Genomic DNA, 26,545 nt, shown 5'->3' with positions numbered 1-26,545 from the left:
GGAAGCGGCAGCATCATCAATCAAGACAATTCTTTTGATGCATGCATCAGATTTTCTGATAATCGATCGCGATGCCCTTCCTCGACCGTCCCACCGTGGTGCAGCCATGAACATCAGCTTCCGCCAGATGCGCGCTTTTTCGGCCGTGGCGCGCGCCGGCAGCTTCACCGCAGCGGCGAAGCAGGTGAGCCTCACACAGTCCGCCGTCAGCATGCTGGTGCAGCAGCTGGAAGAGGCGCTGGGCGTCACCCTGTTCGACCGCGGCGCCGCCGTCACGCTGACCGAAGCCGGCCAGCAACTGCTGCCGCTCGCACGCCGCATCCTCGACGACGTGAACCAGGTGGTCGAGGGCGCGTCCGACCTGCGTTCGCTGCGCACCGGCCTGTTGCGCGTGGTCGCGCCGCAAATGCTCAGCTGCACCTGGATCTCCACGGTGCTTGGCAAATTTGCAATGGCGCATCCGGACATCGGCCTGCGCGTGACCGATGCGACGACCGACGACGTGGTGGGCGTGGTGCGACGCGGCGAGGCGGAACTCGGTGTTGGCCCCGAACGCAGCGTGGGCGAGGACGTGACGCGCAGCTTCCTGATGGATGTGCCGATCCGCATGGTGTGCCCCGCGACGCACCCGCTGGCCGAGCGGCGCGGCGTCTCGTGGGACGAACTGCGCGACGAGCGCTGGGTGATCTATTCGAGCGAGTTCAACCGCCAGCTCGAACGCATCCTGCAGTCGCACGATGCGTCACTGTCGATGCAAACCGCTGTCGAGGTGGGCTATCTGACGACCGCGCTCGCCATGGTGGGCGTGGGTTCGGGGCTGGCCGCGGTGCCCGACTACGCGCGCATGTTCGCGGACAACTTCAAGGTGCGCTTCGTGCCGCTGCGTGGGCCGGAGATTCGGCGGCAGTTCTATGTCTATCAGCGGCGGGGGATGGCGTTGTCACCGGCGGCGGAAGCGTTCGTGGCGATGATGCAGCGGCATGCGGGGCGGGGTTCGGCGAAGGCTTGATTGGTTGTTGCCCGGGCGGCGTCGGTGGGCGCGATCGTTGTGATCTCTCTCCAGCGAGCGCAATCGTTGCGCGCCACCAAGCCCGGCTGGCGGTGCGGGCCGGGCGATCCCCTGTGCGCCGCTGAGGAGCGCAGCCTTTCGCGGATCAGGGCTCGCGATGTCTGAGCGCAGCGAGTTCGAGCGAGACCCCGCGAAAGGCGAGCACCGCAAGGAAGCCCGAAGGGCCGGCACACCGGGGTCGAACGGCCCGCACCGCCTGCCGGGCGCTCTCAGCATCAGGCTCGCGTCTTACCCGCCACCAGCCTCATCCCCGGCATCAATTCAGCAGCCAACTCCGGTCGCTCCAACGCATAGTCCAGATTCATCCGCGCGATCTCGACATGTTCCTCGCCCAGCGCCTGCGCGCGTGACCCCTGTCCCCGCTCGATCGCCTGCACCAGCGCATGGTGCGTGCGATGCGCCTGCCGCATCCACTGCTGGCCCTCTTCCATCGACGACTGCATCGGCAGCATCGCGCTGGGCGACGCGAAGGGCTGGCCGTCGAGCATGTCCATCACGCGACGCAGCGCCGAGTTGCCGCAGCCGTCCATGATGAGCTTGTGGAAGCGGTCGTTCATCTCGACATAGGCCGCGTAGTCGTCCAGTTCCATCGTCGGCTTGTTGACGGCCTTGTCGCCGGCGTCGAGGCATTCGTGCAGGTCGCGCATCAACTGGCGCGGCGCACCGTCCTCGGCCAGCAGGCGCGCGGCGAAGCCTTCGATCACGCCGCGCACGCGGATCGCGTCGGCGATCTCGCGCGAGGTGAAGCGACGCATCTGGTAGCCGCCTGACGGCGACTGCTCGATCAGCCCTTCGTGTTCGAGGCTCGTGAGCGCGAGCCGCACCGGGGTGCGCGAGGCACCGAGCTTTTCGGCCAGCGGAATCTCGGCGAGCCGCTCGCCGGGCACGAATTCGCCCTTGAGGATCATGTCGCGCAGTTGGACCAGCACGCGGGATTGTTGGGAGTCCATGGGATCGGAGGGCGCAGCGAAGGAGGCCCATTCTAGGAGAGCCGCCATACATGCACGCAAGAGAAGACCATTGGTCCAGTTGTTGCATACATGGCCATCGACGGCTTGGATTCGCATGTCGATGCACATCAAAGGTGCACCTAAAAATCAGCGTTAACCCCGGATATCGAGCCAAAAACCCACGGAATTCGTAGAAAGACATTGACCTTCGGCAAAGACAACTTCGACAATGTATGCAACTGCATGCAATGCATGTTCGTCAAACCCTCGATGGAGCTCCACGCATGATCAGCGCCGAACAGAACGACCTCATCACCCGGGTCGGCCCCGGAACGCCTGCCGGCCAGCTGCTGCGCCGCTACTGGCAGCCGGTGGCGATTTCGGACGAACTCGTCGGGCCGCGCCCTGTGAAGCCCGTGAAATTGATGGGCCAGCACTTCGTCCTGTTCCGCGACGAGAACGGCCAGCTGGGCATGCTCGACCGCGACTGCCCGCACCGCGGCGCCGACCTGGCATTCGGCCGACTCGAAGGTGGCGGCCTGCGCTGCCCGTTCCACGGCTGGCTGTTCGACGTCAAGGGCACCTGCCTCGAAACCCCGGCCGAGCCGGTCGGCAGCAAGCTGTGCACGCGCATCAAGCAGGCCGCCTACCCGGTCGTCGAGAAGAGCGGAACCATCTTTGCCTACATCGGCGACGGCGAGCCGCCCGCTTTCCCCGACTTCGACTGCTTCGTCGCACCCGACTCGCACACCTTCGCCTTCAAGGGCCTGTTCGAATGCAACTGGCTGCAGGCGCTCGAGGTGGGCATCGACCCGGCACACGCGTCGTACCTGCACCGCTTCTTCGAAGACGAAGACACGTCGGAAAGCTACGGCAAGCAGTTCCGCGGCGCCTCGGCCGACTCCGACCTGCCCATCACCAAGGTGCTGCGCGAGTTCGACCTGCCCGAGATCAACGTCGACAGCACCGACTACGGCATGCGCCTGACCACGCTGCGCAAGGTGTCGGACACCGACACGCATGTGCGCGTCACCAACGTCGTGTTTCCGCAGGCCTTCGTGATCCCGATGAGCACCGAGATGACCATCTCGCAATGGCATGTGCCGGTCGACGACACGCACTGCTACTGGTACGCCATCTTCACCAGCTTCACCGGCCCGGTGGACAAGCAGCAGATGCGCGACCAGCGCCTCGATCTGTACGAACTGCCGAACTACACCTCGCGCAAGAACAAGCGCAACGACTACGGCTACGACGTCAACGAACAGCTGACCAAGACCTACACCGGCATGGGCGAAGACATCAACGTGCACGACCAGTGGGCGGTCGAGTCACAGGGGCCGATCCAGGACCGCACGCGCGAACACCTGGGCACGACGGACAAAGGGATCATTGCCTACCGCCGCATGCTGGTGAAGGCCATCGAAAGCACGCAGGCCGGCGAAGGCGCGCCCATGGTCATCGGCCAGGAACAGGCCAGCGCCATGTCGGGCCCGCCATCGATCGACGGCGTGAACGAGAAGGCCGGCGAAGGCGTCGGCCCGGAAGCGTACTGGCAGCAGGCCGACCGCGACCGCCGCCTCCAATCCACCTGGGCCGCCGCGCGGCTCGGCGCCTGAGGCAGCGCACGCCATGAGCCATTTCGTGAATCGCTTCGGCCTTTGGTCCGACGACCAGGAGAAGCAGGCGAAGGAACTGGTGCGCCGGCTCGACAGCGGCGAGGTCGACGTGGTGCGCTTCGCCTTCCCCGACCAGCACGGCATCCTGCGCGGCAAGACGCTGGTGGCGAGCGAGGCGCGAGATGCGCTGTGGGACGGCGTCAACCTCACGTCGACCCTGCTCGCCAAGGACACCTCGCACAAGACCGTGTTCCCGGTGTTCAGCGCCGGCGGCGGCTTCGCCATGGAAGGCTTCCAGGGCGGTGCCGACTTCACCGTGGTGGCCGACCCCGCCACCTTCAAAGTGCTGCCATGGTCGCCGCGCACGGGCTGGTTGCTGTGCGACGCCTACATGTCCGATGGCAAGCCCTGTCCCTTCGCCACGCGCCAAATATTGCAGCGCGCGGTGAAGCAGCTCGACGAACTCGGGCTGGACTTCATCGCCGGGCTCGAGGTCGAGTTCCATGTCTTCAAGCTCGACGACCCGCGCCTCGGCCTGGGCGATTCGGGCCAGCCGGGCGAGCCACCGCGCGTGTCGCTGCTGTCGCACGGCCACCAGTACCTCACCGAGCTGCGCTACGACCGCGTCGAGCCGGTGATGGAGCTGCTGCGCGCCAACCTGATCGGGCTCGGCCTGCCGCTGCGCTCGCTGGAAATCGAATACGGCCCGAGCCAGTTCGAGCTGACCTTCGGCCCCACCGCGGGGGTGCTGCCCGCCGACACGATGGTGCTGCTGCGCAGCGCCATCAAGCAGATCTGCCAGCGCAACGGCTACCACGCCACCTTCATGTGCCGGCCGAAGATCCCGAACGTGATGTCCAGCGGCTGGCACCTGCACCAGTCACTGCGGCGCAAGCGCGATGGCGTGAACGCCTTCATGCCCGACGCCGAAGGCCAGGACCTGAGCCCGCTCGGCCTGCACTACCTCGGCGGCCTGAAGGAGCACGCCTGCGGCGCCGCGGCGCTCGCGAGCCCGACCATCAACGGCTACCGCCGCTACCGTCCCTTCTCGCTGGCGCCCGACCGCGCCATCTGGGCGCGCGACAACCGCGGCGCGATGCTCCGCGTGCTCGGCGGCCCCGGCCAGAAGGCGACGCGCATCGAGAACCGCGTGGGCGAGCCGACGGCCAACCCGTACCTCTACCTGGCGTCGCAGCTCTTCTCGGGGCTCGACGGCATCCGCCACCAGACCGACCCCGGCCCATCGGCCGATGCACCCTACGAGACGCCAGCCCAGCAGCTGCCGCGCTCGCTCGGCGATGCGCTCGCCTGCCTGCGCGACGACGCCATGCTCAACGAACAGATGGGCAAGACCTTCGTCGACTACCTTTGCCACATCAAGGAAGCGGAGATCGCCCGCTTCAACCTCGACGTCAGCGAATGGGAACATCGCGAGTACTTCGACATGTTCTGAACCCTTGATCCCGATGCCCACGATGCCCACGATCCACTACATCCTCAAAGACGGCAGCACCCGCGCCATCGACGCCAAGCCCGGCAGCAGCGTGATGGAAAACGCCGTGCGCAACAACGTGCGCGGCATCGACGCCGAATGCGGCGGCTCCTGCGCCTGCGCGACCTGCCACGTCTACGTCGACGACGTCTTCATCGCCCTTCTGCCGCCAGCCGACGACATGGAGAACGACCTGCTCGACGGCGTTGCCTCCGAGCGCCAGCCGGGCAGCCGCCTGAGCTGCCAGATCACGATGACGGCCGCGCTCGACGGCATCACGGTGCGCGTACCGGAGACGCAGATCTGATGCCCGGCACGAAGACCCTGGTGATCGTCGGCGCGTCTTACGCCGGCCTGCAGCTCGCGGCCACCGCGCGAGAACTCGGCTTCGAGGAGGCGATCACGATCGTCGGCGACGAACGCCATCAGCCTTACCAGCGCCCGCCGCTGTCGAAGGGCCTGCTCACCGGCAAGACGACGCTCGACCAGCTGCAACTGCGCGGGCCGGACTTCTTCACGCAGAACCGCATCGACCTGCAACTCGGCCAGCGCGCGGCCGCAGTCGACGCCGGCGCGCGCACCGTCACGCTCGCCGATGGCCGCACGCTCGACTACGGCTGGCTCGCGCTGACGACCGGCGCGCGCTGCCGGCCCTTCACGGTGCCGGGTGCCGAACTCGATGGCGTCGTCGAACTGCGCACGCTCGACGACGCCCTGCGCGTGGCCGACGCGACCGATCGCACGAAGCGCGCCTGCGTGATCGGCGGCGGCTTCATCGGCCTCGAAGTGGCGTCGGCCCTGCGTACGCGCGGCGTCGAAGTCACGGTGATCGAAGCCCAGCCGCACCTGCTGACGCGCAGCTTCCCGCCCCTCATGTCGGCCTACGTCGAGAACGCGCACCGCCGCCGTGGCGTCGAGCTGCTGACCGGCCGTGGCGTGCGCGCCTTGCACGGCACGAATGGGCATGTCGATGCCGTCGAACTGACGGACGGCCACCGCGTCGACTGCGACCTGGTGGTTCTCGGCGTCGGCGTGCTGCCGAACGTCGAGCTGGCGCAGGCGGCGCGCCTGGCGGTGGACAACGGCATCGTGGTCGACGCCTTCGGCCGCACGTCGGCACCGCGCGTGCTGTCGGCCGGTGACGTGGCCTCGATGGCGCTGGCGCCGGCGCCCGGCGGGCCGACGCGGGTGCGGCTCGAATCGATCCAGGCGGCCAACGACGGTGCACGCGCCGCGGCTTCGGTGGTGGTCGGGCGCGAGCAGCCAAACACCGCGGTGCCGTGGTTCTGGAGCGACCAGTTCGACCTCAAGTTCCAGATGGCCGGCCTGCCGGTGCACGGCGACGAGGTCGTGACCCGCGGCGACATCGCGAGCGACAAGTTCAGCCTGTTCTACCTGCGCGACGGCGTGCTGGTCGGCGCGCAGTCGGTCAACAAGCCCGCCGAGCACATGCAGAGCCGCAAGCTGATCGCCGCGCGCGCGCGGCCCACCGCCGAACAGTTGGCCGACGCATCCTTCGACCTGAAGAGCGTGCCGACGGCCGCGACCTGATTCCTTCCACCCTCGGAGTTCCCATGATGAAGTTGACCAAGAGAACCGCCCTCGCCACTCTCGCGCTGACCGCACTGGGCGCGTTCGGCAGCGCGCACGCCGCCGACGAGCCGCTGCGCATCGGCCTGATCGCGACCTACTCCGGCCCCTATGCCGACTACGGCCGCCAGTTCGATTCGGGCGTCGCGCTGTACCTGAAGGAACACGGCGGCAAGATCGCCGGCCGCACGGTCGAGATCATCAAGAAGGACACGGCCGGCCCGGCGCCCGACGCGGCCAAGCGCATCGCCCAGGAGCTGGTCGTGCGCGACAAGGTGAGCATCCTCACCGGCCTCGACTTCAGCCCCAACGCCTATGCGGTGGGCGCCATCGCCACGCAGGCGAAGATCCCGACGCTGGTGATGAACGCGGCGTCTTCCGCCATCACCACCAGCTCACCCTATGTCGCGCGGCTGTCGTTCACCGTGCAGCAGGTGACCGACCCGATGGCCCGCTGGATGGCCAAGCAGGGCGTGAAAGAGGCCTACACCGTGGTGGCCGACTACGCCTCCGGCGTCGACGCCGAGACGGCCTTCAAGAAGGCCTTCACTGCCGAGGGCGGCAAGGTGGTGGGCGAGGTCCGCACGCCCATGAACAACCCCGACTTCTCGGCCTACGTGCAGCGCATCAAGGACGCGAAGCCGCAGGCGGTGTTCTTCTTCTTCCCCTCGGGCGTGATGCCGCCGGCCTTCCTCAAGGTGTGGAAGGAACGTGGCATGGACGAAGCCGGCATCAAGCTCTTCGCCACCGGCGAAGCCACCGACGACAGCTACCTCGACGCGACCGGCGACGTGGCCCTGGGCCTGGTGACGAGCCACCACTACTCGTACGCGCATCCCTCGCCGAAGAACCAGAAGTTCGTGAAGGACTTCGTCGCGCAGTTCGGCACCTCGCTGCGGCCGAGCTACTTCGCCGTGACCGCGTACGACGCCATGGCCGCCATCGACTTGGCGCTCGCCAAGACCCAGGGCGACGTGTCGGGCGACAAGGTGATGGAGGCACTCAAGGGCCTCCGCTTCGAGAGCCCGCGCGGCCCGATCGAGATCGACCCGGTCACGCGCGACATCGTGCAGACCGTCTACATCCGCAAGACCGAGAAGGTCGACGGCAAGCTGGTGAACGTCGAGTTCGACAAGTTCGACAAGGTGAAGGACCCGGCCAAGGAAGCCGCGAAGTAAGCATCGCGGCGCGCAGCCGACAACGGGACACCCATGGGCATTGTGATTTTCGACGGCGTGGCCTACGGCATGCTCCTCTTCCTCATCGCGGTGGGCCTGTCCATCACGATGGGCCTGATGAACTTCGTCAACCTCGCCCATGGCACATTCGCGATGGTCGGCGGCTATGCCGCGAGCGTGCTGATGAGCCGCTACGGCGTGGGCTTCTTCCCGGCGCTGGCCGCGGCCTTCGTCGCCGCGGCGCTGATCGGCGCGGTGCTGGAGCTCGTGTTCTACCGGCGGCTCTACAAGGCGCACCCGCTCGACCAGGTGCTGTTGTCGATCGGCATCGTGTTCGTCTCGATCGCCGTCTTCACCTACTTCTTCGGTCCGACGATGCAGCCCTTCCAGCTGCCGCCGCTGCTCGACGGACGTGTGTCGCTCGGCGGGCTCGAGGTCGGCCGCTACCGGCTCTTCCTCATCGTCTGCGGCGTGCTCGTGCTGGCCGTGCTGCTGCTGGGCATCGGCAAGACGCGCTACGGCGCCATGGTGCGCGCCGCGGTCGACAACCAGCGCGTGGCCGCCGGCACCGGCATCCACGTGCAGCGGCTGTTCTTCCTGACCTTCTCGCTGGGCTGCGGCCTGGCGGGCCTGGGCGGCGCGCTCAGCCTGGGCATGCTCGGGCTGGAGCCGTCGTTCCCGCTCAAGTACCTGGTGTACTTCCTGATCGTGGTGTGCGTCGGCGGTGCCGGCACCATCACCGGCCCCTTCGTCGCGGCGCTGCTGGTCGGCATCGTCGACATGGCCGGCAAGTACTACTGGCCCGAAGCCGGCGCCTTCCTCATCTATGTCGTGATGATCGTCATGCTGCTGCTGCGGCCCAACGGCATCATTCCGCGCAAAGGCATCGCATGACGCGCATCACCCTTTCTCCGCAGCGGCTGCGCTGGGTCGAGGTCGCCTTCTGGCTCGCGCTCGCGTCCTGCTTCTTCCTGCTGCCGGACAAGCTCACGCTGATGAGCCAGATACTCATCTTCGGCCTGTTCGCGGTGTCGCTCGACATGGCGCTCGGCTATGCCGGCATCCTCACCGTCGGCCACGCCGCCTTCTTCGGCGCCGGTGCGTACGCGGCGGGCCTGCTCGCCAAGCACGGCTGGGGCGAACCCTTCACCGGGCTGCTGCTGGCGCTGGTCGTCTGCGCGGCGCTGGGCTACCTGCTGAGCTACCTGGTGGTGCGCGGCGCCGACCTCACGCGGCTGATGATCACCATCGGCGTGTGCGTGCTGCTGGCCGAACTCGCCAACCGCCTGTCGGGCATCACCGGCGGCACCGATGGCCTGCAGGGCATGGCGATGTGGCCGGTGCTCGGGTTGTTCGACTTCGACCTCTACGGCAAGACCGCCTTTCTCTACGCCTTCGGCGTGGTGCTGGTGATGTTCCTGGGCGTGCGGCTGATCCTGCGTTCGCCTTTCGGCCTGGCGCTGCGTGGCATCCACGACAGCCGCAAGCGCATGCTGGCGATCGGCTCGCCGGTGGAATCGCGCCTGCGCATGGCCTATGCGCTATCGGCCGCGGTGGCCGGCGTGGCCGGTGCGCTGCTGGCGCAGACCACGCAGTTCGTCGGCATCGAGTCGATCGGCTTCAACCGCTCGGCCGAGGTGCTGATCATCCTGGTGCTGGGTGGCACCGGCCGGCTCTACGGCGGGATGATCGGCGCACTGGTCTACATGCTCGTGCACGACGCCTTCGCCGACCTCAACCCGGAGTACTGGATGTTCTGGCTCGGCATCTTCCTGATCGCGGCCGTCATGGTCGGGCGCGGCGGCATCATGGGTGCGCTGTCGCGCCTTGCGAAGCGGAGTGCGCCATGAAGGCGGCCCTGCAGACCCACGGCCTGGGCGTGCGCTTCGGCGCCTTCCAGGCGGTGAACGACGTGCACTTGTCGCTCGAGCCCGGCGCACGCCAGGCGCTGATCGGGCCCAACGGTGCCGGCAAGACCACGCTCATCAACCTGCTGACCGGCGTGATCAAGCCGACCGCCGGGCGCATCGAGATGGACGACCAGGACATCACCGCCTTCGCCGCCGACCGCCGCGCCCGCATGGGCCTGGCGCGCACCTTCCAGATCAACACGCTGTTCCCCAGCCTCACGCCGCTGCTGTCGGTGGTGCTCGCCATCAGCGAGCGCGAAGGCCTGGGCGCGGTGTGGTGGCGGCCGCTCGTGCGGCACACGGCGCTGTTCGACGAAGCGCATGCGCTGCTCGGCCGGCTGAAGCTCGACGCGCTGGCCGACGTGCCGGTGGCCGAGCTGGCCTACGGCAAGCAGCGGCTGCTGGAGATCGCCCTCGCCATGGCGGCGCGGCCGCGCATCCTGCTGCTCGACGAACCCGCGGCCGGCGTGCCCGAGGACGAGAGCGGCGAACTCTTCGAAGCCATCGCCGAACTGCCGCAGGACATCAGCGTGCTGTTCATCGAACACGACATGAAACTCGTCTTCCGTTTCTCGCGCCGCATCTCGGTGCTGGTGGCCGGCCAGATCCTGACCGAGGGCACGCCCGCCGAGATCGGCGTCGACCCGCGCGTGCGCGAGGTGTACCTGGGCCACGCCCATGCAGGGGTCGCCCATGGCTGAGCTGCTCGCTTTCGACAACGTCGTCGCCGGCTACGGCAACGCCGTCGTGCTGCATCGCCTGGGCTTCACGCTGGCCGAGGGACAGAGCCTCGCCGTGCTCGGGCGCAACGGCGTCGGCAAGACCACGCTGCTCGAAACGCTGATGGGCAACACCCGCGTGACGCAGGGTGCCATCCGCTGGCGCGGCGATGACATCACGCGCTGGCCGGCGCACCGCCGCGTGCGCTCCGGCCTGGGCTGGGTGCCGCAGGAGCGCGAGGTGTTCCCCTCGCTCACGGTCGAAGAGAACCTCGGCGTGGTCGCCCGCCCCGGCCCGTGGGACCTGCAGCGCGTCTACGGTTTCTTCCCGCGGCTGCGCGAACGACGCGGCAACTACGGCAACCAGCTGTCGGGCGGCGAGCAGCAGATGCTAGCCATCGGCCGCGCGCTCATGACCAACCCGCGGCTGCTGCTGCTCGACGAACCGATGGAAGGCCTCGCGCCGATCATCGTGGAAGAGCTCGCCGCATCGATTCGCCGCCTGTGCGAGGGCGAGGGCCTGGCGTCGATCGTGGTCGAACAGCACCCGGTGCTGGCGCTCGAGATGACGCACCAGGCCATCGTGCTCGAACGCGGCACCGTCGTGCACGCCAGCACCAGTGCCGCGCTGGCCGCCGACGCGGCACTGCTCGACGGATTGCTGGGCGTCGGCATCGCTGCCTGAACCCACCCTCGGCTTGACCGAGGCGCCCGCGCAATGACCGGCTCGGCCCGCCGGACATTGTCGAACTGTGACTTTTTGTGGAATTAGAATGCGAACGGTTCGCATTCTTTTCTGTGGCCGGAGCGCTGAACGCCTCACCGGCGCATGGCGCACGCAGGCGCTGTCGGCGTCGACCGACCTCTGACAACACACTTTCATGAAGCACACACTCACCGCCGTCTTCGCCCTGCTGGGCTTCGCCACCGCCGCGCAAGCCCACCAGATCTGGCTCGAACAACCCGCTGGCCAGAGCGCCGTGATCCGCTTCGGCGAATTCGGCGACAACCTGCGCGAGGCATCGCCCGGCCTGCTGGACAAGTTCGTCAAGCCGACCGGCACACTGATGTCGGCCCAGAGCGAGAAGGTCGGCGACGCGACCAAGACCGGCGACGGCTTCACGCTGCCCTTCCAGGCCGGCCAGGGCGAGACCATCGTGGCCGAAGACGCCAGCTATCCGCTGTTTTCCATGAAGCAGGGCGAGAAGGAAGTGAAGAACTGGTACCGCCCGGGCGCGCGGCTGATCACCGGCTTCGCGGCGCAGGCGCCGAAGCTGGCCTTCGACATCGTGCCCACCGGCACGCCGGGCGAATTCAAGCTCTTCCTCAAGGGCCAGCCTCTGCCCAAGACCAAGGTCTCGCTGGTCACGCAATCGGGCTGGGCCAAGGAAGGCCGCACCGACGCGCAAGGCGTCGTGAAGTTCGACATGCCTTGGCAAGGCATCTACGTGGCCGAAGCGAGCCACACCGACCGCACCCCCGGCGAACGCGGCGCCGACAAGTACGACGGCGTGAGCTACGTCACCACCCTCACCTACGTCAAGGCCGACGGCGTCGCCCCGATCCCCGCAGGACCGGCCGCCCCGCCCAACAAGTGATCGCCGTTCTCGACCGGGCCCGCCGCGTGGGCCCGCTCCTCTCGCGCATCGTCGCCGCCGTGTTTGGCGGCTATGGGCTGGCCGCGCTGGGCAGCGTCGCCGCGCTTGCGCTGCCGATGGACAAGACCCAGGCGGTCATCACCGGCGCGCTCGCGAGCTTCGCGATCTATGCCAGCGCGGTGGTCTGGGTGTTTGCGGTGCGCAGCGCGCGGCGCGCCTGGGCCGGGCTGCTGATTGCGGCCGTGCCATTGCTGCTCGCGGCCTGGTCCGTGTGGGCCGGAGGCGCCGCCGCGTGAGCACCGACGACGACCTGCCTTCGACGGCGCGCGAGGCCAAGACCGAACCCAAGGCGCGGGGCATCCGCCAGACCATGTCGGACCTGCACATCTGGGCGGGCCTGCTGACGGGCTGGTTCCTCTACGCCATGTTCCTCACCGGCACGGTGAGCTACTTCAAGGACGAACTCTCGCAGTGGATGCGGCCCGAGCTGCAGCACCAGGCCGAGGTGCCCGACCCCGCCGGGGTGGCCCGGCGCATCGTCGACGAACTCCAGGCGACCGCGCCCGGCAGCACGCAGTGGAGCGTCGGCGTGCCCGACGCACGCAACAACGTCGCGAGCGCCTTCTGGCGCGCGCCCGGCGCTGAGGGCCGGCGTGCCTTCCAGAGCGCGACCTTCGACCCCGCCACCGGCCACAAAGTGGCCTCGCGCGAAACCTCGGGCGGCGAGTTCTTCTACCGCTTCCACTTCCAGTTCCACTACATGCCGGTGCTGTGGGGCCGCTGGCTGGCCGGCTTCTGCGCGATGTTCATGCTGGTGGCCATCGTCAGCGGCGTGATCACGCACAAGAAGATCTTCGTCGACTTCTTCACCTTCCGATGGGGCAAGGGCCAGCGCTCGTGGCTCGACGCGCACAACGCACTGTCGGTGTTCGGCCTGCCCTTCCACGCCATGATCACGTACACCGGCCTGGTGACGCTCATGGCCCTGTACATGCCCTGGGGCGGCCAGACGGCCTTCAAGACGCCGGCCGAGCGGCAGCAGCTCACGGCCGAGCTCAGCGCCTTCATCCAGCCGGGCAAGCCGAGCGGGCGGAAGGCCGCGCTGGCCCCGGTGGAAGACATGGTGCGGCAGGCGCAGGCACGCTGGGGTCACGACAACATCAACCGCGTGACGGTCACGAACGGCGGCGATGCCGCGGCCCGCGTGAGCGTGTCGCGCGGCGACGCCGGCCGCGCGTCGGTGAGTCCGCAGTACATGCTCTTCGAGGGCAGCACCGGCAAGCTGCTGGAGACCAAGGACCGCGTCGGCCCCGCGGCCGAAACGCGCGGTGTGATGTACGCGCTGCACCTGGGCCGCTTCGGCGACGGCGTGACGCGCTGGCTCTACTTCCTCGTCAGCCTCGCAGGCACGGCCATGGTGGGCACCGGGCTCGTCCTGTGGACCGTCAAGCGCCGACAGAAATTGCCAAACCCCGAGAAGCCCTACCTTGGCTTCCGCATCGTCGAGCGGCTGAACATCGCCGCCATCGCCGGCCTCTCCATCGCGATGGCCGGCATGCTGTGGGCCAACCGCCTGCTGCCGAGCGACCTGCCCGAACGCAGCGCCTGGGAGATCCACACCTTCTTCATCGTCTGGGGCCTGATGTGCATCCACGCGGTGCTGCGCCCGGCAAAGCAGGCGTGGCTGGAACAGCTCTGGCTGGCCACCGCGGCGCTCGCGCTGCTGCCGCTGCTCAACGTGTTCACAACCCATCGCCCCCTGTGGCGCAGCCTGGCCGAAGGCGACTGGGTCTTCGCAGGTGTCGACCTGATGCTGTGGGCCCTGGCCGCGCTGCACGCGATGCTGGCGGTCCGTACGGCGCGGCACAGCCCCAAGGTGCGGGCCGCGCGCCGGGCCGCCCCACTTCGCACCACGCCGTCGTCGGCCGGAGAGCGCGCATGACGCATCTGACCGTCTTCCTCTTCAGCACCCTGGGCTTCGCGGCGCTCGCGCTCGCCATGGAACGCCATCAGGAAGACCTGTTCGGTCACGCACTGCCATCCACGACGACCCGCGCAGTGCGCGTAGCCGGCTGGGCCGCGCTGCTGGTGGCACTCGTGGCCAGCGTGAAGGCGCAGGGCTGGGCCGTGGGCCTGGTGAGTTTCAGCGGCCACACCAGCCTGGGCGCCGGCCTCGTCTTCGGGGCGCTGGTCGCCATCGAGCGGACGCGATCCCGCCGGCCCGCCCGGCGATGAGTTCTCCGCACCCTCCCGGCATTGCCGGTTTTTTTCTTCGTCTTTTTCTTTCGTCCCCACCCATGCATCCTTCGACCCCCGCAGCCACCCGCTTCGCTGCCAAGCCGCTCGCACACCGAATGCGCCAATGCCTGGGCGCATCGCTCGCCCTGCTCGCCGCGGGCGTGAGCGCGCAGACGACCACCGGCACCACCCTGCAGGAAGTCGTTGTCTCCGACCAGACCGAAGCCATCGGCGGCTTGCAAAAGACCTATTCGGGCGGCCAGTTCGCGCGGGGCGGCAGCCTCGGCATCCTGGGCATCACCGATCTGATGAACGTGCCGTTCAGCACCACCAACTACACGTCGGAGCTGATCGACAACCAGCAGGCGCTCACGATCGCAGACGTGGTCATGAACGATGCCTCCGTCCGCACCCTGGCGGCCCGCGGCGGCTACGGCGACGACTTCCAGGTCCGCGGTTTTTCCATCAACTCCCGGGACGTCAGCATGAACGGCTTGGTCGGCCTGTCCCCGGCCACCCGCGTGCCGCTGGAGATGATCGAGCGCGTCGAAGTGCTCAAGGGCCCGGGCTCGTTCACCAACGGCGTGGGCCCTTCGGGCAGCATCGGCGGCAGCATCAACGTGGTGACCAAGCGTGCCGACGACAAGCCACTCACGCGCCTGACCACCACCTACATGAGCGATGCCCAGTTCGGCACGCACCTGGACGTGGGCCGCCGCTTCGGCGAGGACAACCAGTGGGGGGTGCGCGCCAACGGCGTGTGGCGCAACGGCGAAGGCAATGTCGACGGCGGCCGCCAGCGCCTCGGCCTGGGGTCGCTGGGTGTCGACTACGCGGGCAGCCGCCTGCGCTGGTCGCTGGATGCGCTCACCACCAGCGGCAAGACGACCGAGTTCCGTCCGCAGATCGCTTTCCGCGGCGGCATCACACAGGTTCCGGAAGTGCCGGACAACCGGTCGAGCTTCTATCCCGGTGCGGACATGACGGACAAGGCCAAGACCGTGATGTCGCGCCTCGAATACGACATCAGCGACAACACCACGGTCTATGGCGGCGTGGGCTACAGCGACGTGTCGACCGATCAGAACTTCCCCACCGCCGTCACGCGCCCCGTCGACCTGCGCCCCAACACGCAGGGCAACTTCTCGGTCAACAACGGCTACTACGACGAATACAACAAGACGACGTCCGCCGAGGTCGGCCTGCGCACGCGCTTCAAGACGGGCAGCATCGGCCACACGGTGGTGCTGGCCGCGAACCGCATGGATCGGGAGACCGGCTATTTCTACCAGTTGACCACCGCACGCGCCGCGTCGAACCTCTACAACCCGTCGCCCCTGCCGGCAATCAACTTTGCACGCGGCGAGCCGAGCAAGACGGCCGAACTGGTGCACTCCAGCATTGCAGTCGCGGACACGATGTCCTTCTTCAGCGATCGCTTCCTGGTGACGCTGGGCCTGCGCGACCAGACCATCAACCAGAAGAGCGTGAACGGCTCCACCGCGTATGACGCCAGCGCCGTCACGCCGCTGGTCGGCCTGGTGTTCAAGCCCCAGCAGAACATCTCGGTGTACGGCAACTACACCGCCGGCCTGACGGTCGGCGGCACTGCCGGCCCGACGGCGGCCAATCGCGGCGAAGTCTTCGCGCCGCAGAAGTCCAAGCAGTACGAGGTCGGCGTCAAGGCAGACTGGGGCACGCTGACCACCCAGGCCGCCCTCTACCAGATCACCCGGCCCAACGCCACGACCGATCCGGTCACGCAGATCTACAGCTTCGGCGGCGAGCAGCGCAACCGCGGTCTGGAGCTGACCCTGTACGGCGAGATCCAGCGCGGCCTGCGTGCCATGGCGAGCGCATCGTTCAACGACGCCAAGCTCACCAGAACCCAGGGGGGGGTGAACCAGGGCAACGACGCCAACGGCGTGCCGGACCGCACTTTCAACGTGGGACTGGATTGGGACATGCCGTGGGTGCCGGGGCTGAGCCTGAACGGCCGTGTGATCAACACGTCGTCGACGTACTACGACGCCGCCAACCTCCTGCGCATGCCGAGCTGGACGCGCGTGGACCTGGGCGCACGCTATGCAACGACCGTGGCCGGGAAGGCCGTGGTCTTCCGCGCCAACCTGGAAAACGTCGCCGACAAGGCCTACTGGGTGACCAGCACCTACGTCACCGTCGGCGCCCCGCGCACACTGATGCTGTCGGCCCAGATCGACTTCTAGAAAGCGCTCCCGCCAAAAGAAAAGCCGCCCGTGGGCGGCTTTTCTTTTGGCGGGAGCGGCTTCAGCTGCGGGCGCGGGCCTGGTCGCGCAGCATCTTGATCTGGTCGTGGTTGCGCTGCGCGCCCTGCGCCTGGCGCTCGACCACGGCCCGAACGTCGCCAGGCAGCGCCTGCTTGAGCGCCTTGCGATAGCGCGCCAGCGCGGCATCTTCCCCACGCTCGCACTCGTTGAGGATCGACACCTCGCTGTTCGCGCCCACCGTGCCCTTCACATGCACCCAGCCGCGATGCATGGCCCCGCCCGCCGTTCCGCCGTCGGCCGGCGTGCCGCCGTACTGCGTGACGAGTTGCGCGAGTTCGTCCGCCGCGACGCGGCAATCCGCCGCACGCTCCGAGAACACCTGCTTCAGGTTGGCGCTTTCGACCTCTTCCGCGCAGGTGCGGAAGCCGTACTCGCCGTCGTGCGAGTTCTCGATCAGGTCGTTGAGCACATCCACCACATCGTCATGCGACAGCGGGTCGCCCGTCGTTTCATCGGCGCCGTACGCGGGGGTGCGCGGCGCCATCACGGCAGCCTCGCCGAAATACGTCCGGTCGGCACGGTCCCAGGCCGCGCGCGATGCCTGCCGGGCTTGCGGCCAGTCGAGCGTCGAGTTGCCTCGGCGCGTGGCCCACTCGTCGGCCAGCGTGGGCTCGAGCGTGTCGAAGCTGTCGTTGCGCGCGGCGCGGCTCGACCAGCCCAACTCGTAGGCCGGCGCGTAGTCGTCGTAGCTTCGGCCCGGCTCGTAGTAGCTCTCGCGGTCGTAGCTCGAACGCCAGTGGGCGTCCTCTGCCGTGGGGTTCACGCTTTCGGCGACCGCCTTGCCGCCCAGGCCGCCCGCCAGACCACCGGCCACCAGGCCCACCACCGTGCCCACCGGGCCGGCCACCGAGCCTGCAACAGCGCCTGCCACGGCGCCGCCTGCGGCGCCCACACCGGTCCCGACCGGGTGCGCCCCCGGCGTGCCGGTGATCGGGTCGCGGTTCGCGTCGTTTGTCGTGAAGTCTTTTTCCTTGGCCATGGTGTGGCTCCTTGCATCAGAGAGTTGGAGATCACCGGATCGAACGGGAGCGTTCGCGGCCCGGTGCGCTGAAGTGACGAGTCCATGGTGGGCCGCGGCATCGGCTCGCGGGTCAGCCCGGCCAGACGCTGCGTGTAGGGCATCGCCTGCGTGCCCTGCGGTGCGTCGCCTCGCGCAACGCAGGGCCTGGACTACACGCACCGCGCCTTGCGCACAGGTATCCATGGAAGCCTGCCAACAATGCATCGAAAAGGAATCGACCATGGACAACAACGACGCGAAATCCTGGCTTCACAAAGCCCGCCAAGCCGACGACCAGCGCCCCGACCTTCCGGGCGAGCACTGGGCGGTGATGGGCGCCGGCCTGCTGTTGCTGCTGGTGGCTGGTCGCGGCCGTTCCTTCCTGGGCCGCACGGTGGCCGGGGCGGTGGGCACGGCACTGCTGGGCCGCGCCGCCAGCGGCCGCGGCGGACTTCAGCGCCTGGTGCGCGCGTTCACCGGCACCGGCGCGCGACGCTGACCGAAGGCTAGACGCGCTGCTGGCCCCAGCGCCGCACCGTCAGCCGTTCGAGCGTGGCGAAGCCGAAGCTTTCGACCGCCAGGCCGATCAGCACAACCATCGCCAGGCCGGCGAAAACGCGGTCGGTATAGAGCTCGTTTCGGTTCTGGAAGATGTACCAGCCCAGGCCACCCTTGCCGGACGAAGCGCCGAACACCAGTTCGGCGGCGATCAGCGTGCGCCAGGCGAAGGCCCAGCCGATCTTCAGCCCGGAGAGGATGGCCGGCAACGCCGCGGGCACGAGGATCTGCAGCACGTAACGCAAGCCGCGCAGGCCGTAGTTCCGGCCTGCCATGCGCAGCGTTTCGGGCACACCCTGGAAGCCGGCGTAGGTGTTGAGCGCCAGCGGCCACAGCACCGAATGGATCAGCACGAAGACCAGGCTGCCGCGCCCGAGGCCGAACCACAGCAAGGCCAGCGGCAACAGCGCGATGGCCGGCAGCGGGTTGAACATCGAGGTGAGCGTGTCCAGCAGGTCACGCCCGATCTGGGTCGACACCGCCAGCGTCGTGAGGCCGAACGCCAGCAGCACGCCGGCAAAGTAGCCCTGCAGCAGCACCGCCAGCGAGATGCGCACCTTCTCGACCAGCTCGCCGCTGGCCAGCCCCTCGACCAGCGCCTTCGCAGTGGCGGTGAAAGTGGGCAGCAGCAGATCGTTGTCCTGCCAGCGCGCGGCCAGTTCCCACAGCACGGCCAGCACCACGAGGATCACGCCCTTGCGCAACCAGCCCTGCGACCACAGGCGCGTCGCGAAGGGCAGCGCACGCTCGACCGGCAACTCGGTGAAGGGCTCGAGCCGGCGTTCGTACTCGGGCCGGACCGGCGGCGTCAATGCATCGCTCATGGTGCCGTGACTCCTTCGACTTCTTCCTCGAACAGCATGTCGTGGATGCGCGTGGCCGTGGCCTGGAACTCGGCGCCGCCGAGGCTGGCGAGCCCGAAGTCGTGGCTGTTGATCTCGGCGCGCATGCGGCCCGGATGCGGCGACAGCAGCGCGATGCGGTTGCCCACCACCAGTGCTTCTTCGATCGAGTGCGTGACGAAGAGCAGCGTGAAGCGCACCTCGTCCCACAGTTCGAGCAGCTCTTCCTGCATCTTGCGGCGCGTGAGCGCGTCGAGCGCGGCGAAGGGCTCGTCCATCAACAGCACGCGCGGCTGCATCGCCAGCGCACGGGCGATGGCCACACGCTGCTTCATGCCGCCCGACAGCTGATGCGGATGCACATCGGCGAACTTGTCGAGGCCGACCTTGGCCAGGTAGTGCAGCGCGCGCTCCTCCGCCTCCTTGCGGCCCAGCGTCTTCGAGGCGAGCAGCGGGAACATCACGTTCTGCTTGACCGTCTTCCACGGCGGCAGCTGGTCGAATTCCTGGAACACGACGATGCGGTCCGGCCCCGGCCCGCGCACGCGGTGCCCGTCGAGCCGGATCTCGCCTTCCACCGGCGCGATGAAGCCGCCCACCGCCTTCAGCAGCGTCGACTTGCCGCAGCCGGACGGCCCCAGCAGCACGAAGCGGTCGGCCGCGTGCACGTCGAAGCTCACACGGTGCGTGGCGCGCACCACGCGCTCGGGCGTGCGGTACTCGAGGCTCACACCATCGACCTGGAGCAGCGCACCCGCACCCGCGTCGACCTCTGCAGCGGGAGCATTCGGGCCAGGAACAGCGCGGGACCGGCTTTGCCGGACCGCCGGTATTGCGCCCGGCGAGGGGGTCGGCGGAGCGACACGCAGTGCGCGAAGACTGGGGGAGGACATCATGACCCCGGCTGCGCGTAGGCCTCGTCGAAGAAGTAGTCCTTCCACGACACCGCCTTGTTCTTCAGCACGCCGAGTTTGTGCAACTCGTCGGCATACACGTAGCTGCGATGCGGCGACACGGTGAAGTCGTTCTCCGGGTCTTCGATGATGCGCCGCACCAGTTCGGGCGAGAGCTTCGACTTCTGCACGCGGATGAAGATGTCGGCCGCCTTGGCCTTGTCGGCCTTCACGATCTGCGCCGCCTCGACCAGCGCCGCATAGAAAGCCTTGTAGGTCTTCGGGTTCTCGTCGTGGAACTTCTGCGTCGTGTAGAGCACGTTGAAGGTCGCCGGCCCGCCGAGGATGTCGTAGCTGCTGATGACCTTGTGGATCGCCTTGTTCGCATCCAGCGCCTGGTAATAGAAGGGCGCGCTCGAGAAGTGCGTGTTGATCTCGGAGCCACCCGCGATCAGCGCGGCGGTCGCTTCCGGATGCGGCAGGCTGACCGAGATGGTGTCGAAGCGCTTGAAGTCGTCCTTGCCGAACTGCTTGGCGGTCTCGATCTGCAGCGTGCGCGACTGGAAGCCGACGCCCGCGGCCGGCACCGCGATGCGGTCCTTCTCGCCCAGGTCCTTGAGCGTCTTCACGCGCGGGCTGTTGCTCAGGAGGTAGTTGGGCAGCGAGCCGAGTGCGGCCACCGCCTTCACGTTCTGCTTGCCCTTGGTGCGGTCCCACATCGTGAGCATCGGCGGCACGCCGGCCGACACCACATCGAGCGCACCGGCCAGCAGCGCCTCGTTCATCGCGGTCGCGCCGGAGATGCTCGCCCATTCGACCTGCACGTTCACGCCCTGCTGCTTGCCGTACTTCTCGATGAGCTGCTGGTCGCGCACCACGTCGAGCAGCAGGTAGCCGATGCCGAACTGCTGCGCAATGCTGATCTTGCCTTCGGCATGCGCCATGCCTTGCAGCGCCACGGCGGCGACGAGGGCGGCCACGGCGCCCTTCAGAAAACGGACCGCCATGTCAGTTCCCCAGCGCGTTCTGCGCATCGTCGAAGAAGTAGTCCTTCACCGAGCCAGCCTTGTTCTTGATGGCGCCCACGCGGTGCATGAACTCGGCCAGCTGGTAGGTGTTCTGCGGCGTGGTCTTGAACTGCACTTCGGCGTTCTTGATGATCTTCAGCAGCAGCTCGCGGTCGATCTTCGCGTTGCTCACCTTGATGTAGATATCGGCGGCCTTCTCGGGGTTGGCGGTGACGAACTGCGCCGCTTCGTTCAGCGCCTCGACGAAGGCCTGGTAGGTCTTCGGGTTCTCGGCGCGAAATTTCTCCGTCGCGTAGAGCACCGTGGCCGAGGCCGGGCCGCCCAGCACCTGGTAGGAGTTCAGCACGATGCGCGCCTGCGGGTTGCCGGCGAGCTCCTGCTCCTGGAACGGCGGGTTGCCGAAGTGGCCGGTGATCTCGGTGCCGCCCTTGATGATGGCCGCAGCCGCATCGGGGTGCGGCACCGCCACGCTGATCTTGTCGAGCCTGGCGAATTCCTTGTCGCCCCACAGCTTGGCCGACGCCAGCTGCAGCACGCGCGACTGCACCGACACGCCGACGGCCGGCACGGCGATGCGGTCCTTCTCGGTGAAGTCGGCGATCGTCTTCACGGCCGGGTTGTTGCTGATGAGGTAGTACGGGAAGTTGCCGAGCGAGGCCACGCCCTTCACGTTCTGGCGGCCCTTGGTGCGGTCCCACAGCGTGAGCAACGGGCCGACGCCGGCACCGGCGATCTCGATGTTGCCCGAGAGCAGCGCGTCGTTGACGGCCGAGCCGCCCGAGAGCTTGACCCATTCGACCTTGGCGTCGACGCCCGCCGCCTTGGCGTGCTTCTCGATCAGCTTCTGGTCCTGCGCGACGTTGAGCAGCAGGTAGACGATGCCGAATTGCTCGGCGATGCGGATCTGCCCTTCGGCATGCGCCGCGAGGCTGGAGAGGGCGAGGCCCAGGCCGGCGAGGGTCGCGGCGGTCTTGCGATAAAGCTTGTTCATGTCAAAAAGGGAGATCGCCTTCGATGGTGGTTCGGAACAGTTTTCTACGGAGGTGGTCGGGCGTGCCGGCAGCCAGGTGCATGAGCGAGCGGTTGTCCCAGAACACCAGGTCGTGCGGCTTCCATCGGTGGCGATACACGAACTCGGGTTTGACGCTGTGCGCGAAGAGTTCGGCCAGCAGCGCGTCGCCCTCGGCCTGCGGCAGGCCGACGATGCGGGTCGTGAAATGCTCGCTGACGAACAGCGCCTTGCGATCGGTCTCCGGATGGGTGCGCACCACCGGCTGCACCGCCGGCGCGACCTGGTCGATCTGCGCTTGCGACAGCTGGGGCCGCCACGGGTTCTTGGCGCGCAGCTCCTCGTATTTCGCGAGGTAGCTGTGCTCGGCCTTCAGCGGCAGGATGCGCTGCTTGAGCGCCTCGGGCAGCGTCTCGAAAGCCAGGTGCTGGTCGGCGAACAGCGTGTCGCCGCCTTCGCTCGGCAGCTCCTGCGCATGCAGCAGCGAGCCGAGGCTGGGGATTTCCTTGTACGACAGGTCCGAGTGCCAGTACACGCCCGCATCGCCCAGGCCGATCGGCTCGCCGTTTTCCTTGATGTTGGAGACGATCAGTACCTCGGGGTGGCCCTCGAGCTGGAACTGGTGCAACACGTGGATCTGCAGCGGGCCGAAGCGGCGGCTGAAGGCCACATGGTCGTCAGGCGACACGCGCTGGTCGCGGAACACCACCACGTGGTGGTCGAGGTGCGCACGGTGCAGCCGCGCGAAGTCGGCGTCGTTGATGGGCTTGGCGATGTCGAGGCCGACGACTTCGGCACCCACGGGGGCGTCGAAGGGGCGGACCTCGAAGTTCTGGCTCGGCGCGTCGCGCCATGCGGTGGGCAAGGCGCTGCGGGAAAGGGTGGCTTCGGTCATGGAATGGGAAGGAGTCGCCACGGCCCACGGCCTGGCAGAAGGGCGACTCTAGGGAAGACGCATCCAACAAGGAACGACGCATTCGTTGCTTGCTTATGCAAGAAACGTCTGTGGATGCGTGCCCACGGCCCTCTCTTGTTTGCGCATGAGCTCATGCGAAAGGCATCGTGGTGCCGGCGCGCCCCGCACCCTAGCCTCGCAGCGCCTTTCATTCACGAGGACGCTCTTTCATGCATTCGATTCCATCGCCGCGCCGCCGCGCCCTGCTCCACGTCGGCGCTGCCGCCACCGCCGCGTTCGTCGTCGGCCCGCTGCTGGCGCAGGCCGCACCCCGGGTCATCCGCATCGGCTACCAGAAGTTCAACACGCTCAACATCCTCAAGGGCACGGGTCAGCTCGAGAAGGCACTGGCGCCGGCGGGCGTGACGGTCGAGTGGAAGGAGTTCCTCGGCGGCAGCCAGCTGTCCGAAGCCCTGGCGGCCAACGCCATCGACTTCGGCCATGCGTCGGACGGCATCGGCATCTTCCAGCAGGCCAGCGGCAAGGGACTGGTGTACCTGGCGGCAGAAAGTCCCTACCCGGCTGGCGTCGGCTTCCTGGTGCCGAAGGATTCGCCCATCCGCACGGTGCGCGACCTGCAGGGCAAGAAGGTCGTGACCGGCCGCGGCTACAACACGCAGTACGTGCTCATCAAGGCGCTGCAGGCGGCCGGCCTGCGCTACGAAGACATCGAACCGGTCTACATCGTGACGGCGTCCGACACCGTGGCCGCCTACCAGTCGGGCAGCGTGGCCGCCATCGGCCTGTGGGACCCCTTCCTCGCCGGCGCGCAGATCGCGACCGATTCACGCCTGCTGTTCGACGGCAGCGGCTTGAGCGGCAACCGCACCTACCACTTCGCGCAGCCGGGCTACGCCAGGGCCAACCAGCAGACGCTGCGCACCGTCTTCGCCGAACTGCGCAAGGTCAACCAATGGGCACAGGGCCATCCGAAGGAGGTCGTGGAGACGCTCGCGCCGCAGCTCAAGGTCGACCCGAAGGTGCTGGCGCTGGCCACCGAGCGCCGCCAGTACGGCGTGGTGGCGCTGACGCCGGAGATCGCGAAGGAACAGCAGGGCCTGGCCGATGTCTTCGCGAGCTCAAGCTGATCCCGAAGCCGATCGAGGTGAAGGACGCGTTCCTCGAACTGCCGATCCTCTGATCGCGCACACTATTTCCTGTAACCCACACCAACTCTCACTACGACGCGATCGTCGTCGGCCTCGGCGCACTCGGCGCGGCGACGCTCTACCAACTGGCGCAGCGCGGTGCGCGGGTGCTCGGCATCGACCAGCACACGCCGCCGCACGACCTGGGTTCGTCGCACGGCGAGTCGCGCATCACGCGGCTGGCGGTGGGCGAAGGCGACACCTTCGTGCCGCTGGTGCAGCGCTCTCACCTCATCTGGCGCGCGCTGGAAGCACGCACCGGTCGCCAGCTCTTCAGCCAGACCGGCGGACTGATCCTCGCGCCGCGCGACCGCGTCGCCGCGCACCACGGCCAGCCCGACTTCCTGCGCCGCACCATCGCATGCGCCGAGCGCTTCGGCATCGCGCACGAGCTGCTCGACGCCGCAGCCATCCGTGCGCGCTTCCCGCAGTTCGCGCTGCAGGGCGACGAGCTCGGCTACTTCGAACCCGAGGCCGGCTTCGTGCGGCCCGAAGAAGCGATCGCCGCGCAGCTCGAGGCCGCGGTGGCGTCCGGTGCCGCGGTGCGCAACGGCGAACGCGTGCTGGCGGTGGAGCCCCTGGGCAATGGCGACACGGTGGCGGTGCAGACCGAGGCCGGCCGCTTCACCGCCGGCCAGGTGGTGGTGGCCGCAGGGCCCTGGCTGCCCGCATTCCTGGGACGGCAGGCACGGGCCGACTGGCAGGCCGACTTCGGCGTGTACCGACAAGTGATGTACTGGTTCGACACCGGCGCCGCCGCGGCCGACTTCGCGCCGGGGCGCTTTCCCATCTTCATCTGGATGTTCGGCGACGCGCAGGAAGACTACATGTACGGCTTTCCGGGTGCGGACACCGCACGGCCCGTGCTCAAGGTCGCGACCGAGCAGTACGCGCAGACGACCACGCCCGACACCCTGGATCGCGAGGTGAGCGCGGCGGAGATCGAGGCGATGTACCGCAGCCGCGTCGAAGGCCGCTTTCCGCAGATCGGTGGCCGCGCGGTGAAGGCGCGCGCCTGCATGTACACCGTGACGCCCGATCGCAACTTCGTCGTCGATGCGCTCGACGGCGCACCTAACGTGCTGATCGCCTCGGCCTGTTCGGGCCACGGCTTCAAGCACTCGGCCGGCCTGGGCGAGGCCATCGCAGAGCGCGTGCTGAGCCGCGGCACGCGCCACGACCTCGGCGCCTTCGCGCGGCAGCGCCTGACGCAGACGGCCTAGGCGCGCAGCGAATGCCGCGCTACCAGGAATGCGCCAGCGCGTGCGGCCCTGGCGCACTGCGCGCGGCAGCCGACTGCAAGCGGCGCTGCGTGCGCAGCGGCACGTAGCCATAGGGCGCGCGGCGTGCCTGCGCATGCGGGTTGTACGGCGACACCTGCCAGGCGTTCGACGTCAGCCCGATCACCTGCCGTGCCCGTTCGGCCGGGGAGCCCTGTGGATGGGATGTCATTGCTTTCCTTCGTCAGTTCGAAGGAATTCTGCGGCGCAGGGCTTCAGGAGGCAAAGACCGAAAGCGAGTTTGAATCCTCGCTTCCGTGCGAGCGGCGGCGGCATCGAAATACGCCAGCACGCCCATGTCGTGGCCGTCTTACTGCAGGAAGCTGGGCTTGGCGTAGCCCTGGAACTTGCTGTCGACCACCGCCTTGTATTCCTTGGAACGGTAGGCCTCGGTGATGTCCTTGGCCCACTGCGTGTTCTTGTCCGCGCTCTTGACGGCGACCACGTTCAGGTAGTGGTCGGGCGTCTTCTCGAGCGCCACGGCTTCGGTCAGCTTCAGGCCCGACGAGATCGCGAAGTTGCCGTTGATGATCGCGTACTCGGTATCGCCGATCGAACGCGGCAGTTGCGCGGCTTCGAGCGGGATGAACTTCAGCTTGCGCGGATTCTGGTCGACGTCCTTCTCCGACGCACGGATCGGGTCGATGCCGGTCTTGAGCGTGATGAGCTTGTTCTGTTCCAGCAGCACCAGCGCACGGGCCAGGTTGCTCGGGTCGTTCGGCAGCGTCACGCGGTCGCCGTCCTTGGCTTCGGTCAGCGTCTTGCGCTTGTTCGAATACACGCCCAGCGGCGCGATCGGGCCCTGCACCAGTTCGACGATGTCGAGCTTCTGGTCGGCGGCGAACTTCTTCAGGTACACCAGATGCTGGAAGAAGTTGGCGTCGAGCGCGCCTTGCGCCAGCGCCAGGTTCGGCTGCACGTAGTCGTTGAACTCCACCAGCTTCACGGTGTAGCCCTTCTTCTGCAGGATCGGCACGATGCCCGCCTTCAGCTGGTCGATGTTGGAGCCGGCGGTGCCGCCGATGACGAGGTTCTTCTTGTCGGCTTGCGCCTGGGCGTCGAGCGAGAGGCCGCCCAGCGAGAGCGCTGCGATCGAGAGGGCGAGGAGGGAACGGCGGAGAGCAGAGGTTTTCATGACGGAAGGATCAGGGAACAACAAA

General features: G+C 67.8%; 26 protein-coding genes and 1 pseudogene. 18 read left to right on the top strand and 9 right to left on the bottom strand.

Annotated elements, in window-relative coordinates:
- Positions 1 to 106 precede the first annotated feature (106 nt).
- Positions 107 to 1,009 carry a LysR family transcriptional regulator gene (locus ACSFBE_RS02065; protein WP_435488701.1) on the top strand — a complete coding sequence of 301 codons (903 nt, stop codon included), beginning with the start codon at positions 107 to 109 and terminating at the stop codon, positions 1,007 to 1,009.
- Positions 1,010 to 1,284: 275 nt separating this feature from the next.
- Here ACSFBE_RS02065 and ACSFBE_RS02060 read toward each other — a convergent pair whose 3' ends face one another.
- Positions 1,285 to 2,019, bottom strand: coding sequence for a GntR family transcriptional regulator (locus ACSFBE_RS02060; RefSeq protein ID WP_435488700.1), 735 nt, complete (start codon positions 2,017 to 2,019; stop codon positions 1,285 to 1,287).
- A 284-nt stretch (positions 2,020 to 2,303) separates the two neighbouring features.
- Between ACSFBE_RS02060 and ACSFBE_RS02055 the strand changes: the two genes are divergently transcribed.
- The 14 genes from ACSFBE_RS02055 (at position 2,304) to ACSFBE_RS01990 (ending at position 16,591) form a co-directional block, all read left to right on the top strand.
- Complete coding sequence (locus ACSFBE_RS02055; protein ID WP_435488699.1) at positions 2,304 to 3,638, top strand: aromatic ring-hydroxylating dioxygenase subunit alpha; 1,335 nt, start codon at positions 2,304 to 2,306, stop codon at positions 3,636 to 3,638.
- A 13-nt stretch (positions 3,639 to 3,651) separates the two neighbouring features.
- Positions 3,652 to 5,091: a glutamine synthetase family protein gene (locus ACSFBE_RS02050; protein WP_435488698.1), complete on the top strand. Its 1,440-nt coding sequence runs from the start codon at positions 3,652 to 3,654 to the stop codon at positions 5,089 to 5,091.
- A gap of 22 nt (positions 5,092 to 5,113) precedes the next feature.
- Positions 5,114 to 5,437, top strand: coding sequence for a 2Fe-2S iron-sulfur cluster-binding protein (locus ACSFBE_RS02045; protein WP_435488894.1), 324 nt, complete (start codon positions 5,114 to 5,116; stop codon positions 5,435 to 5,437).
- Positions 5,437 to 6,681 carry an NAD(P)/FAD-dependent oxidoreductase gene (locus ACSFBE_RS02040; protein ID WP_435488697.1) on the top strand — a complete coding sequence of 415 codons (1,245 nt, stop codon included), beginning with the start codon at positions 5,437 to 5,439 and terminating at the stop codon, positions 6,679 to 6,681. Before ACSFBE_RS02045 ends, ACSFBE_RS02040 begins: the two co-directional genes overlap by 1 nt.
- A gap of 26 nt (positions 6,682 to 6,707) precedes the next feature.
- The gene (locus ACSFBE_RS02035; protein ID WP_435488696.1) at positions 6,708 to 7,898 is read left to right on the top strand and encodes an ABC transporter substrate-binding protein; all 1,191 of its coding nucleotides are present in this window, start codon (positions 6,708 to 6,710) and stop codon (positions 7,896 to 7,898) included.
- Between the two features lie 33 nt (positions 7,899 to 7,931).
- A complete protein-coding gene (locus ACSFBE_RS02030; RefSeq protein WP_435488695.1) occupies positions 7,932 to 8,792 on the top strand; it encodes a branched-chain amino acid ABC transporter permease in 861 nt (286 codons plus the stop codon).
- Positions 8,789 to 9,748: a branched-chain amino acid ABC transporter permease gene (locus ACSFBE_RS02025; protein WP_435488694.1), complete on the top strand. Its 960-nt coding sequence runs from the start codon at positions 8,789 to 8,791 to the stop codon at positions 9,746 to 9,748. Before ACSFBE_RS02030 ends, ACSFBE_RS02025 begins: the two co-directional genes overlap by 4 nt.
- Positions 9,745 to 10,509 (top strand): ABC transporter ATP-binding protein, encoded by a 765-nt coding sequence (locus ACSFBE_RS02020; protein ID WP_435488693.1) that lies wholly within the window; start codon positions 9,745 to 9,747, stop codon positions 10,507 to 10,509. The genes ACSFBE_RS02025 and ACSFBE_RS02020 overlap by 4 nt, the downstream gene beginning before the upstream one ends.
- Positions 10,502 to 11,212, top strand: a complete 711-nt coding sequence (locus tag ACSFBE_RS02015) for an ABC transporter ATP-binding protein (protein WP_435488692.1) — start codon at positions 10,502 to 10,504, stop codon at positions 11,210 to 11,212. Before ACSFBE_RS02020 ends, ACSFBE_RS02015 begins: the two co-directional genes overlap by 8 nt.
- A 196-nt stretch (positions 11,213 to 11,408) precedes the next feature.
- The gene (locus ACSFBE_RS02010; protein WP_435488691.1) at positions 11,409 to 12,125 is read left to right on the top strand and encodes a DUF4198 domain-containing protein; all 717 of its coding nucleotides are present in this window, start codon (positions 11,409 to 11,411) and stop codon (positions 12,123 to 12,125) included.
- A complete protein-coding gene (locus ACSFBE_RS02005; protein WP_435488690.1) occupies positions 12,122 to 12,421 on the top strand; it encodes a DUF3649 domain-containing protein in 300 nt (99 codons plus the stop codon). The genes ACSFBE_RS02010 and ACSFBE_RS02005 overlap by 4 nt, the downstream gene beginning before the upstream one ends.
- Entirely contained in the window at positions 12,418 to 14,067 is a 1,650-nt protein-coding gene (locus ACSFBE_RS02000) for a PepSY-associated TM helix domain-containing protein (protein WP_435488689.1), read from the top strand. Before ACSFBE_RS02005 ends, ACSFBE_RS02000 begins: the two co-directional genes overlap by 4 nt.
- Positions 14,064 to 14,360: a DUF3325 domain-containing protein gene (locus ACSFBE_RS01995; RefSeq protein WP_435488688.1), complete on the top strand. Its 297-nt coding sequence runs from the start codon at positions 14,064 to 14,066 to the stop codon at positions 14,358 to 14,360. The genes ACSFBE_RS02000 and ACSFBE_RS01995 overlap by 4 nt, the downstream gene beginning before the upstream one ends.
- A gap of 62 nt (positions 14,361 to 14,422) precedes the next feature.
- Positions 14,423 to 16,591 carry a TonB-dependent receptor gene (locus ACSFBE_RS01990; RefSeq protein WP_435488687.1) on the top strand — a complete coding sequence of 723 codons (2,169 nt, stop codon included), beginning with the start codon at positions 14,423 to 14,425 and terminating at the stop codon, positions 16,589 to 16,591.
- 61 nt (positions 16,592 to 16,652) lie between these two features.
- Here ACSFBE_RS01990 and ACSFBE_RS01985 read toward each other — a convergent pair whose 3' ends face one another.
- Complete coding sequence (locus ACSFBE_RS01985; protein ID WP_435488686.1) at positions 16,653 to 17,651, bottom strand: ferritin-like domain-containing protein; 999 nt, start codon at positions 17,649 to 17,651, stop codon at positions 16,653 to 16,655.
- Between the two features lie 262 nt (positions 17,652 to 17,913).
- Between ACSFBE_RS01985 and ACSFBE_RS01980 the strand changes: the two genes are divergently transcribed.
- Entirely contained in the window at positions 17,914 to 18,171 is a 258-nt protein-coding gene (locus ACSFBE_RS01980) for a hypothetical protein (RefSeq protein WP_435488685.1), read from the top strand.
- Positions 18,172 to 18,178: 7 nt separating this feature from the next.
- On the opposite strand, the gene ACSFBE_RS01975 is transcribed toward ACSFBE_RS01980, so the two are convergent.
- The 5 genes from ACSFBE_RS01975 to ACSFBE_RS01955 all read right to left on the bottom strand — a co-directional run bounded on the left by ACSFBE_RS01975 (position 18,179) and on the right by ACSFBE_RS01955 (position 22,897).
- The gene (locus ACSFBE_RS01975; protein WP_435488684.1) at positions 18,179 to 19,054 is read right to left on the bottom strand and encodes an ABC transporter permease; all 876 of its coding nucleotides are present in this window, start codon (positions 19,052 to 19,054) and stop codon (positions 18,179 to 18,181) included.
- Complete coding sequence (locus tag ACSFBE_RS01970; protein WP_435488683.1) at positions 19,051 to 19,968, bottom strand: ABC transporter ATP-binding protein; 918 nt, start codon at positions 19,966 to 19,968, stop codon at positions 19,051 to 19,053. The genes ACSFBE_RS01975 and ACSFBE_RS01970 overlap by 4 nt, the downstream gene beginning before the upstream one ends.
- Positions 19,965 to 20,909: an ABC transporter substrate-binding protein gene (locus tag ACSFBE_RS01965; RefSeq protein WP_435488893.1), complete on the bottom strand. Its 945-nt coding sequence runs from the start codon at positions 20,907 to 20,909 to the stop codon at positions 19,965 to 19,967. The genes ACSFBE_RS01970 and ACSFBE_RS01965 overlap by 4 nt, the downstream gene beginning before the upstream one ends.
- Positions 20,910 to 20,973: 64 nt before the next feature.
- Positions 20,974 to 21,984, bottom strand: coding sequence for an ABC transporter substrate-binding protein (locus tag ACSFBE_RS01960; protein ID WP_435488682.1), 1,011 nt, complete (start codon positions 21,982 to 21,984; stop codon positions 20,974 to 20,976).
- A gap of 1 nt (position 21,985) precedes the next feature.
- The gene (locus ACSFBE_RS01955; RefSeq protein WP_435488681.1) at positions 21,986 to 22,897 is read right to left on the bottom strand and encodes a TauD/TfdA dioxygenase family protein; all 912 of its coding nucleotides are present in this window, start codon (positions 22,895 to 22,897) and stop codon (positions 21,986 to 21,988) included.
- A gap of 230 nt (positions 22,898 to 23,127) precedes the next feature.
- On the opposite strand from ACSFBE_RS01955, the gene ACSFBE_RS01950 reads away from it, so the two are divergent.
- Together ACSFBE_RS01950 and solA are read left to right on the top strand one after the other, a co-directional pair.
- Complete coding sequence (locus tag ACSFBE_RS01950; RefSeq protein WP_435488680.1) at positions 23,128 to 24,045, top strand: aliphatic sulfonate ABC transporter substrate-binding protein; 918 nt, start codon at positions 23,128 to 23,130, stop codon at positions 24,043 to 24,045.
- Positions 24,046 to 24,143: 98 nt separating this feature from the next.
- Positions 24,144 to 25,328: pseudogene (gene solA / locus ACSFBE_RS01945) on the top strand (N-methyl-L-tryptophan oxidase); the annotation flags it as partial.
- A 19-nt stretch (positions 25,329 to 25,347) separates the two neighbouring features.
- Here solA and ACSFBE_RS01940 read toward each other — a convergent pair.
- Positions 25,348 to 25,557: a hypothetical protein gene (locus ACSFBE_RS01940; protein ID WP_435488679.1), complete on the bottom strand. Its 210-nt coding sequence runs from the start codon at positions 25,555 to 25,557 to the stop codon at positions 25,348 to 25,350.
- Between the two features lie 138 nt (positions 25,558 to 25,695).
- Positions 25,696 to 26,520 (bottom strand): MetQ/NlpA family ABC transporter substrate-binding protein, encoded by an 825-nt coding sequence (locus ACSFBE_RS01935; RefSeq protein ID WP_435488678.1) that lies wholly within the window; start codon positions 26,518 to 26,520, stop codon positions 25,696 to 25,698.
- Positions 26,521 to 26,545 lie beyond the last annotated feature (25 nt).

Origin of the sequence: Variovorax sucrosi (assembly GCF_051216635.1) — a bacterium.
Lineage (GTDB): Bacteria > Pseudomonadota > Gammaproteobacteria > Burkholderiales > Burkholderiaceae_C > Variovorax.
Note: the sequence above shows the minus strand (reverse complement) of the source record. Positions and strands in the feature narration are given on the sequence as shown.

Coding starts and splice junctions, on each gene's coding strand:
- ACSFBE_RS02065 (WP_435488701.1), top strand. CDS start 107: ATGAACATCAGCTTCCGCCAGATGCGCGCTTTTTCGGCCGTGGCGCGC.
- ACSFBE_RS02060 (WP_435488700.1), bottom strand. CDS start 2,019: ATGGACTCCCAACAATCCCGCGTGCTGGTCCAACTGCGCGACATGATC.
- ACSFBE_RS02055 (WP_435488699.1), top strand. CDS start 2,304: ATGATCAGCGCCGAACAGAACGACCTCATCACCCGGGTCGGCCCCGGA.
- ACSFBE_RS02050 (WP_435488698.1), top strand. CDS start 3,652: ATGAGCCATTTCGTGAATCGCTTCGGCCTTTGGTCCGACGACCAGGAG.
- ACSFBE_RS02045 (WP_435488894.1), top strand. CDS start 5,114: ATGCCCACGATCCACTACATCCTCAAAGACGGCAGCACCCGCGCCATC.
- ACSFBE_RS02040 (WP_435488697.1), top strand. CDS start 5,437: ATGCCCGGCACGAAGACCCTGGTGATCGTCGGCGCGTCTTACGCCGGC.
- ACSFBE_RS02035 (WP_435488696.1), top strand. CDS start 6,708: ATGAAGTTGACCAAGAGAACCGCCCTCGCCACTCTCGCGCTGACCGCA.
- ACSFBE_RS02030 (WP_435488695.1), top strand. CDS start 7,932: ATGGGCATTGTGATTTTCGACGGCGTGGCCTACGGCATGCTCCTCTTC.
- ACSFBE_RS02025 (WP_435488694.1), top strand. CDS start 8,789: ATGACGCGCATCACCCTTTCTCCGCAGCGGCTGCGCTGGGTCGAGGTC.
- ACSFBE_RS02020 (WP_435488693.1), top strand. CDS start 9,745: ATGAAGGCGGCCCTGCAGACCCACGGCCTGGGCGTGCGCTTCGGCGCC.
- ACSFBE_RS02015 (WP_435488692.1), top strand. CDS start 10,502: ATGGCTGAGCTGCTCGCTTTCGACAACGTCGTCGCCGGCTACGGCAAC.
- ACSFBE_RS02010 (WP_435488691.1), top strand. CDS start 11,409: ATGAAGCACACACTCACCGCCGTCTTCGCCCTGCTGGGCTTCGCCACC.
- ACSFBE_RS01995 (WP_435488688.1), top strand. CDS start 14,064: ATGACGCATCTGACCGTCTTCCTCTTCAGCACCCTGGGCTTCGCGGCG.
- ACSFBE_RS01990 (WP_435488687.1), top strand. CDS start 14,423: ATGCATCCTTCGACCCCCGCAGCCACCCGCTTCGCTGCCAAGCCGCTC.
- ACSFBE_RS01985 (WP_435488686.1), bottom strand. CDS start 17,651: ATGGCCAAGGAAAAAGACTTCACGACAAACGACGCGAACCGCGACCCG.
- ACSFBE_RS01980 (WP_435488685.1), top strand. CDS start 17,914: ATGGACAACAACGACGCGAAATCCTGGCTTCACAAAGCCCGCCAAGCC.
- ACSFBE_RS01975 (WP_435488684.1), bottom strand. CDS start 19,054: ATGAGCGATGCATTGACGCCGCCGGTCCGGCCCGAGTACGAACGCCGG.
- ACSFBE_RS01970 (WP_435488683.1), bottom strand. CDS start 19,968: ATGATGTCCTCCCCCAGTCTTCGCGCACTGCGTGTCGCTCCGCCGACC.
- ACSFBE_RS01965 (WP_435488893.1), bottom strand. CDS start 20,909: ATGGCGCATGCCGAAGGCAAGATCAGCATTGCGCAGCAGTTCGGCATC.
- ACSFBE_RS01960 (WP_435488682.1), bottom strand. CDS start 21,984: ATGAACAAGCTTTATCGCAAGACCGCCGCGACCCTCGCCGGCCTGGGC.
- ACSFBE_RS01955 (WP_435488681.1), bottom strand. CDS start 22,897: ATGACCGAAGCCACCCTTTCCCGCAGCGCCTTGCCCACCGCATGGCGC.
- ACSFBE_RS01950 (WP_435488680.1), top strand. CDS start 23,128: ATGCATTCGATTCCATCGCCGCGCCGCCGCGCCCTGCTCCACGTCGGC.
- ACSFBE_RS01940 (WP_435488679.1), bottom strand. CDS start 25,557: ATGACATCCCATCCACAGGGCTCCCCGGCCGAACGGGCACGGCAGGTG.
- ACSFBE_RS01935 (WP_435488678.1), bottom strand. CDS start 26,520: ATGAAAACCTCTGCTCTCCGCCGTTCCCTCCTCGCCCTCTCGATCGCA.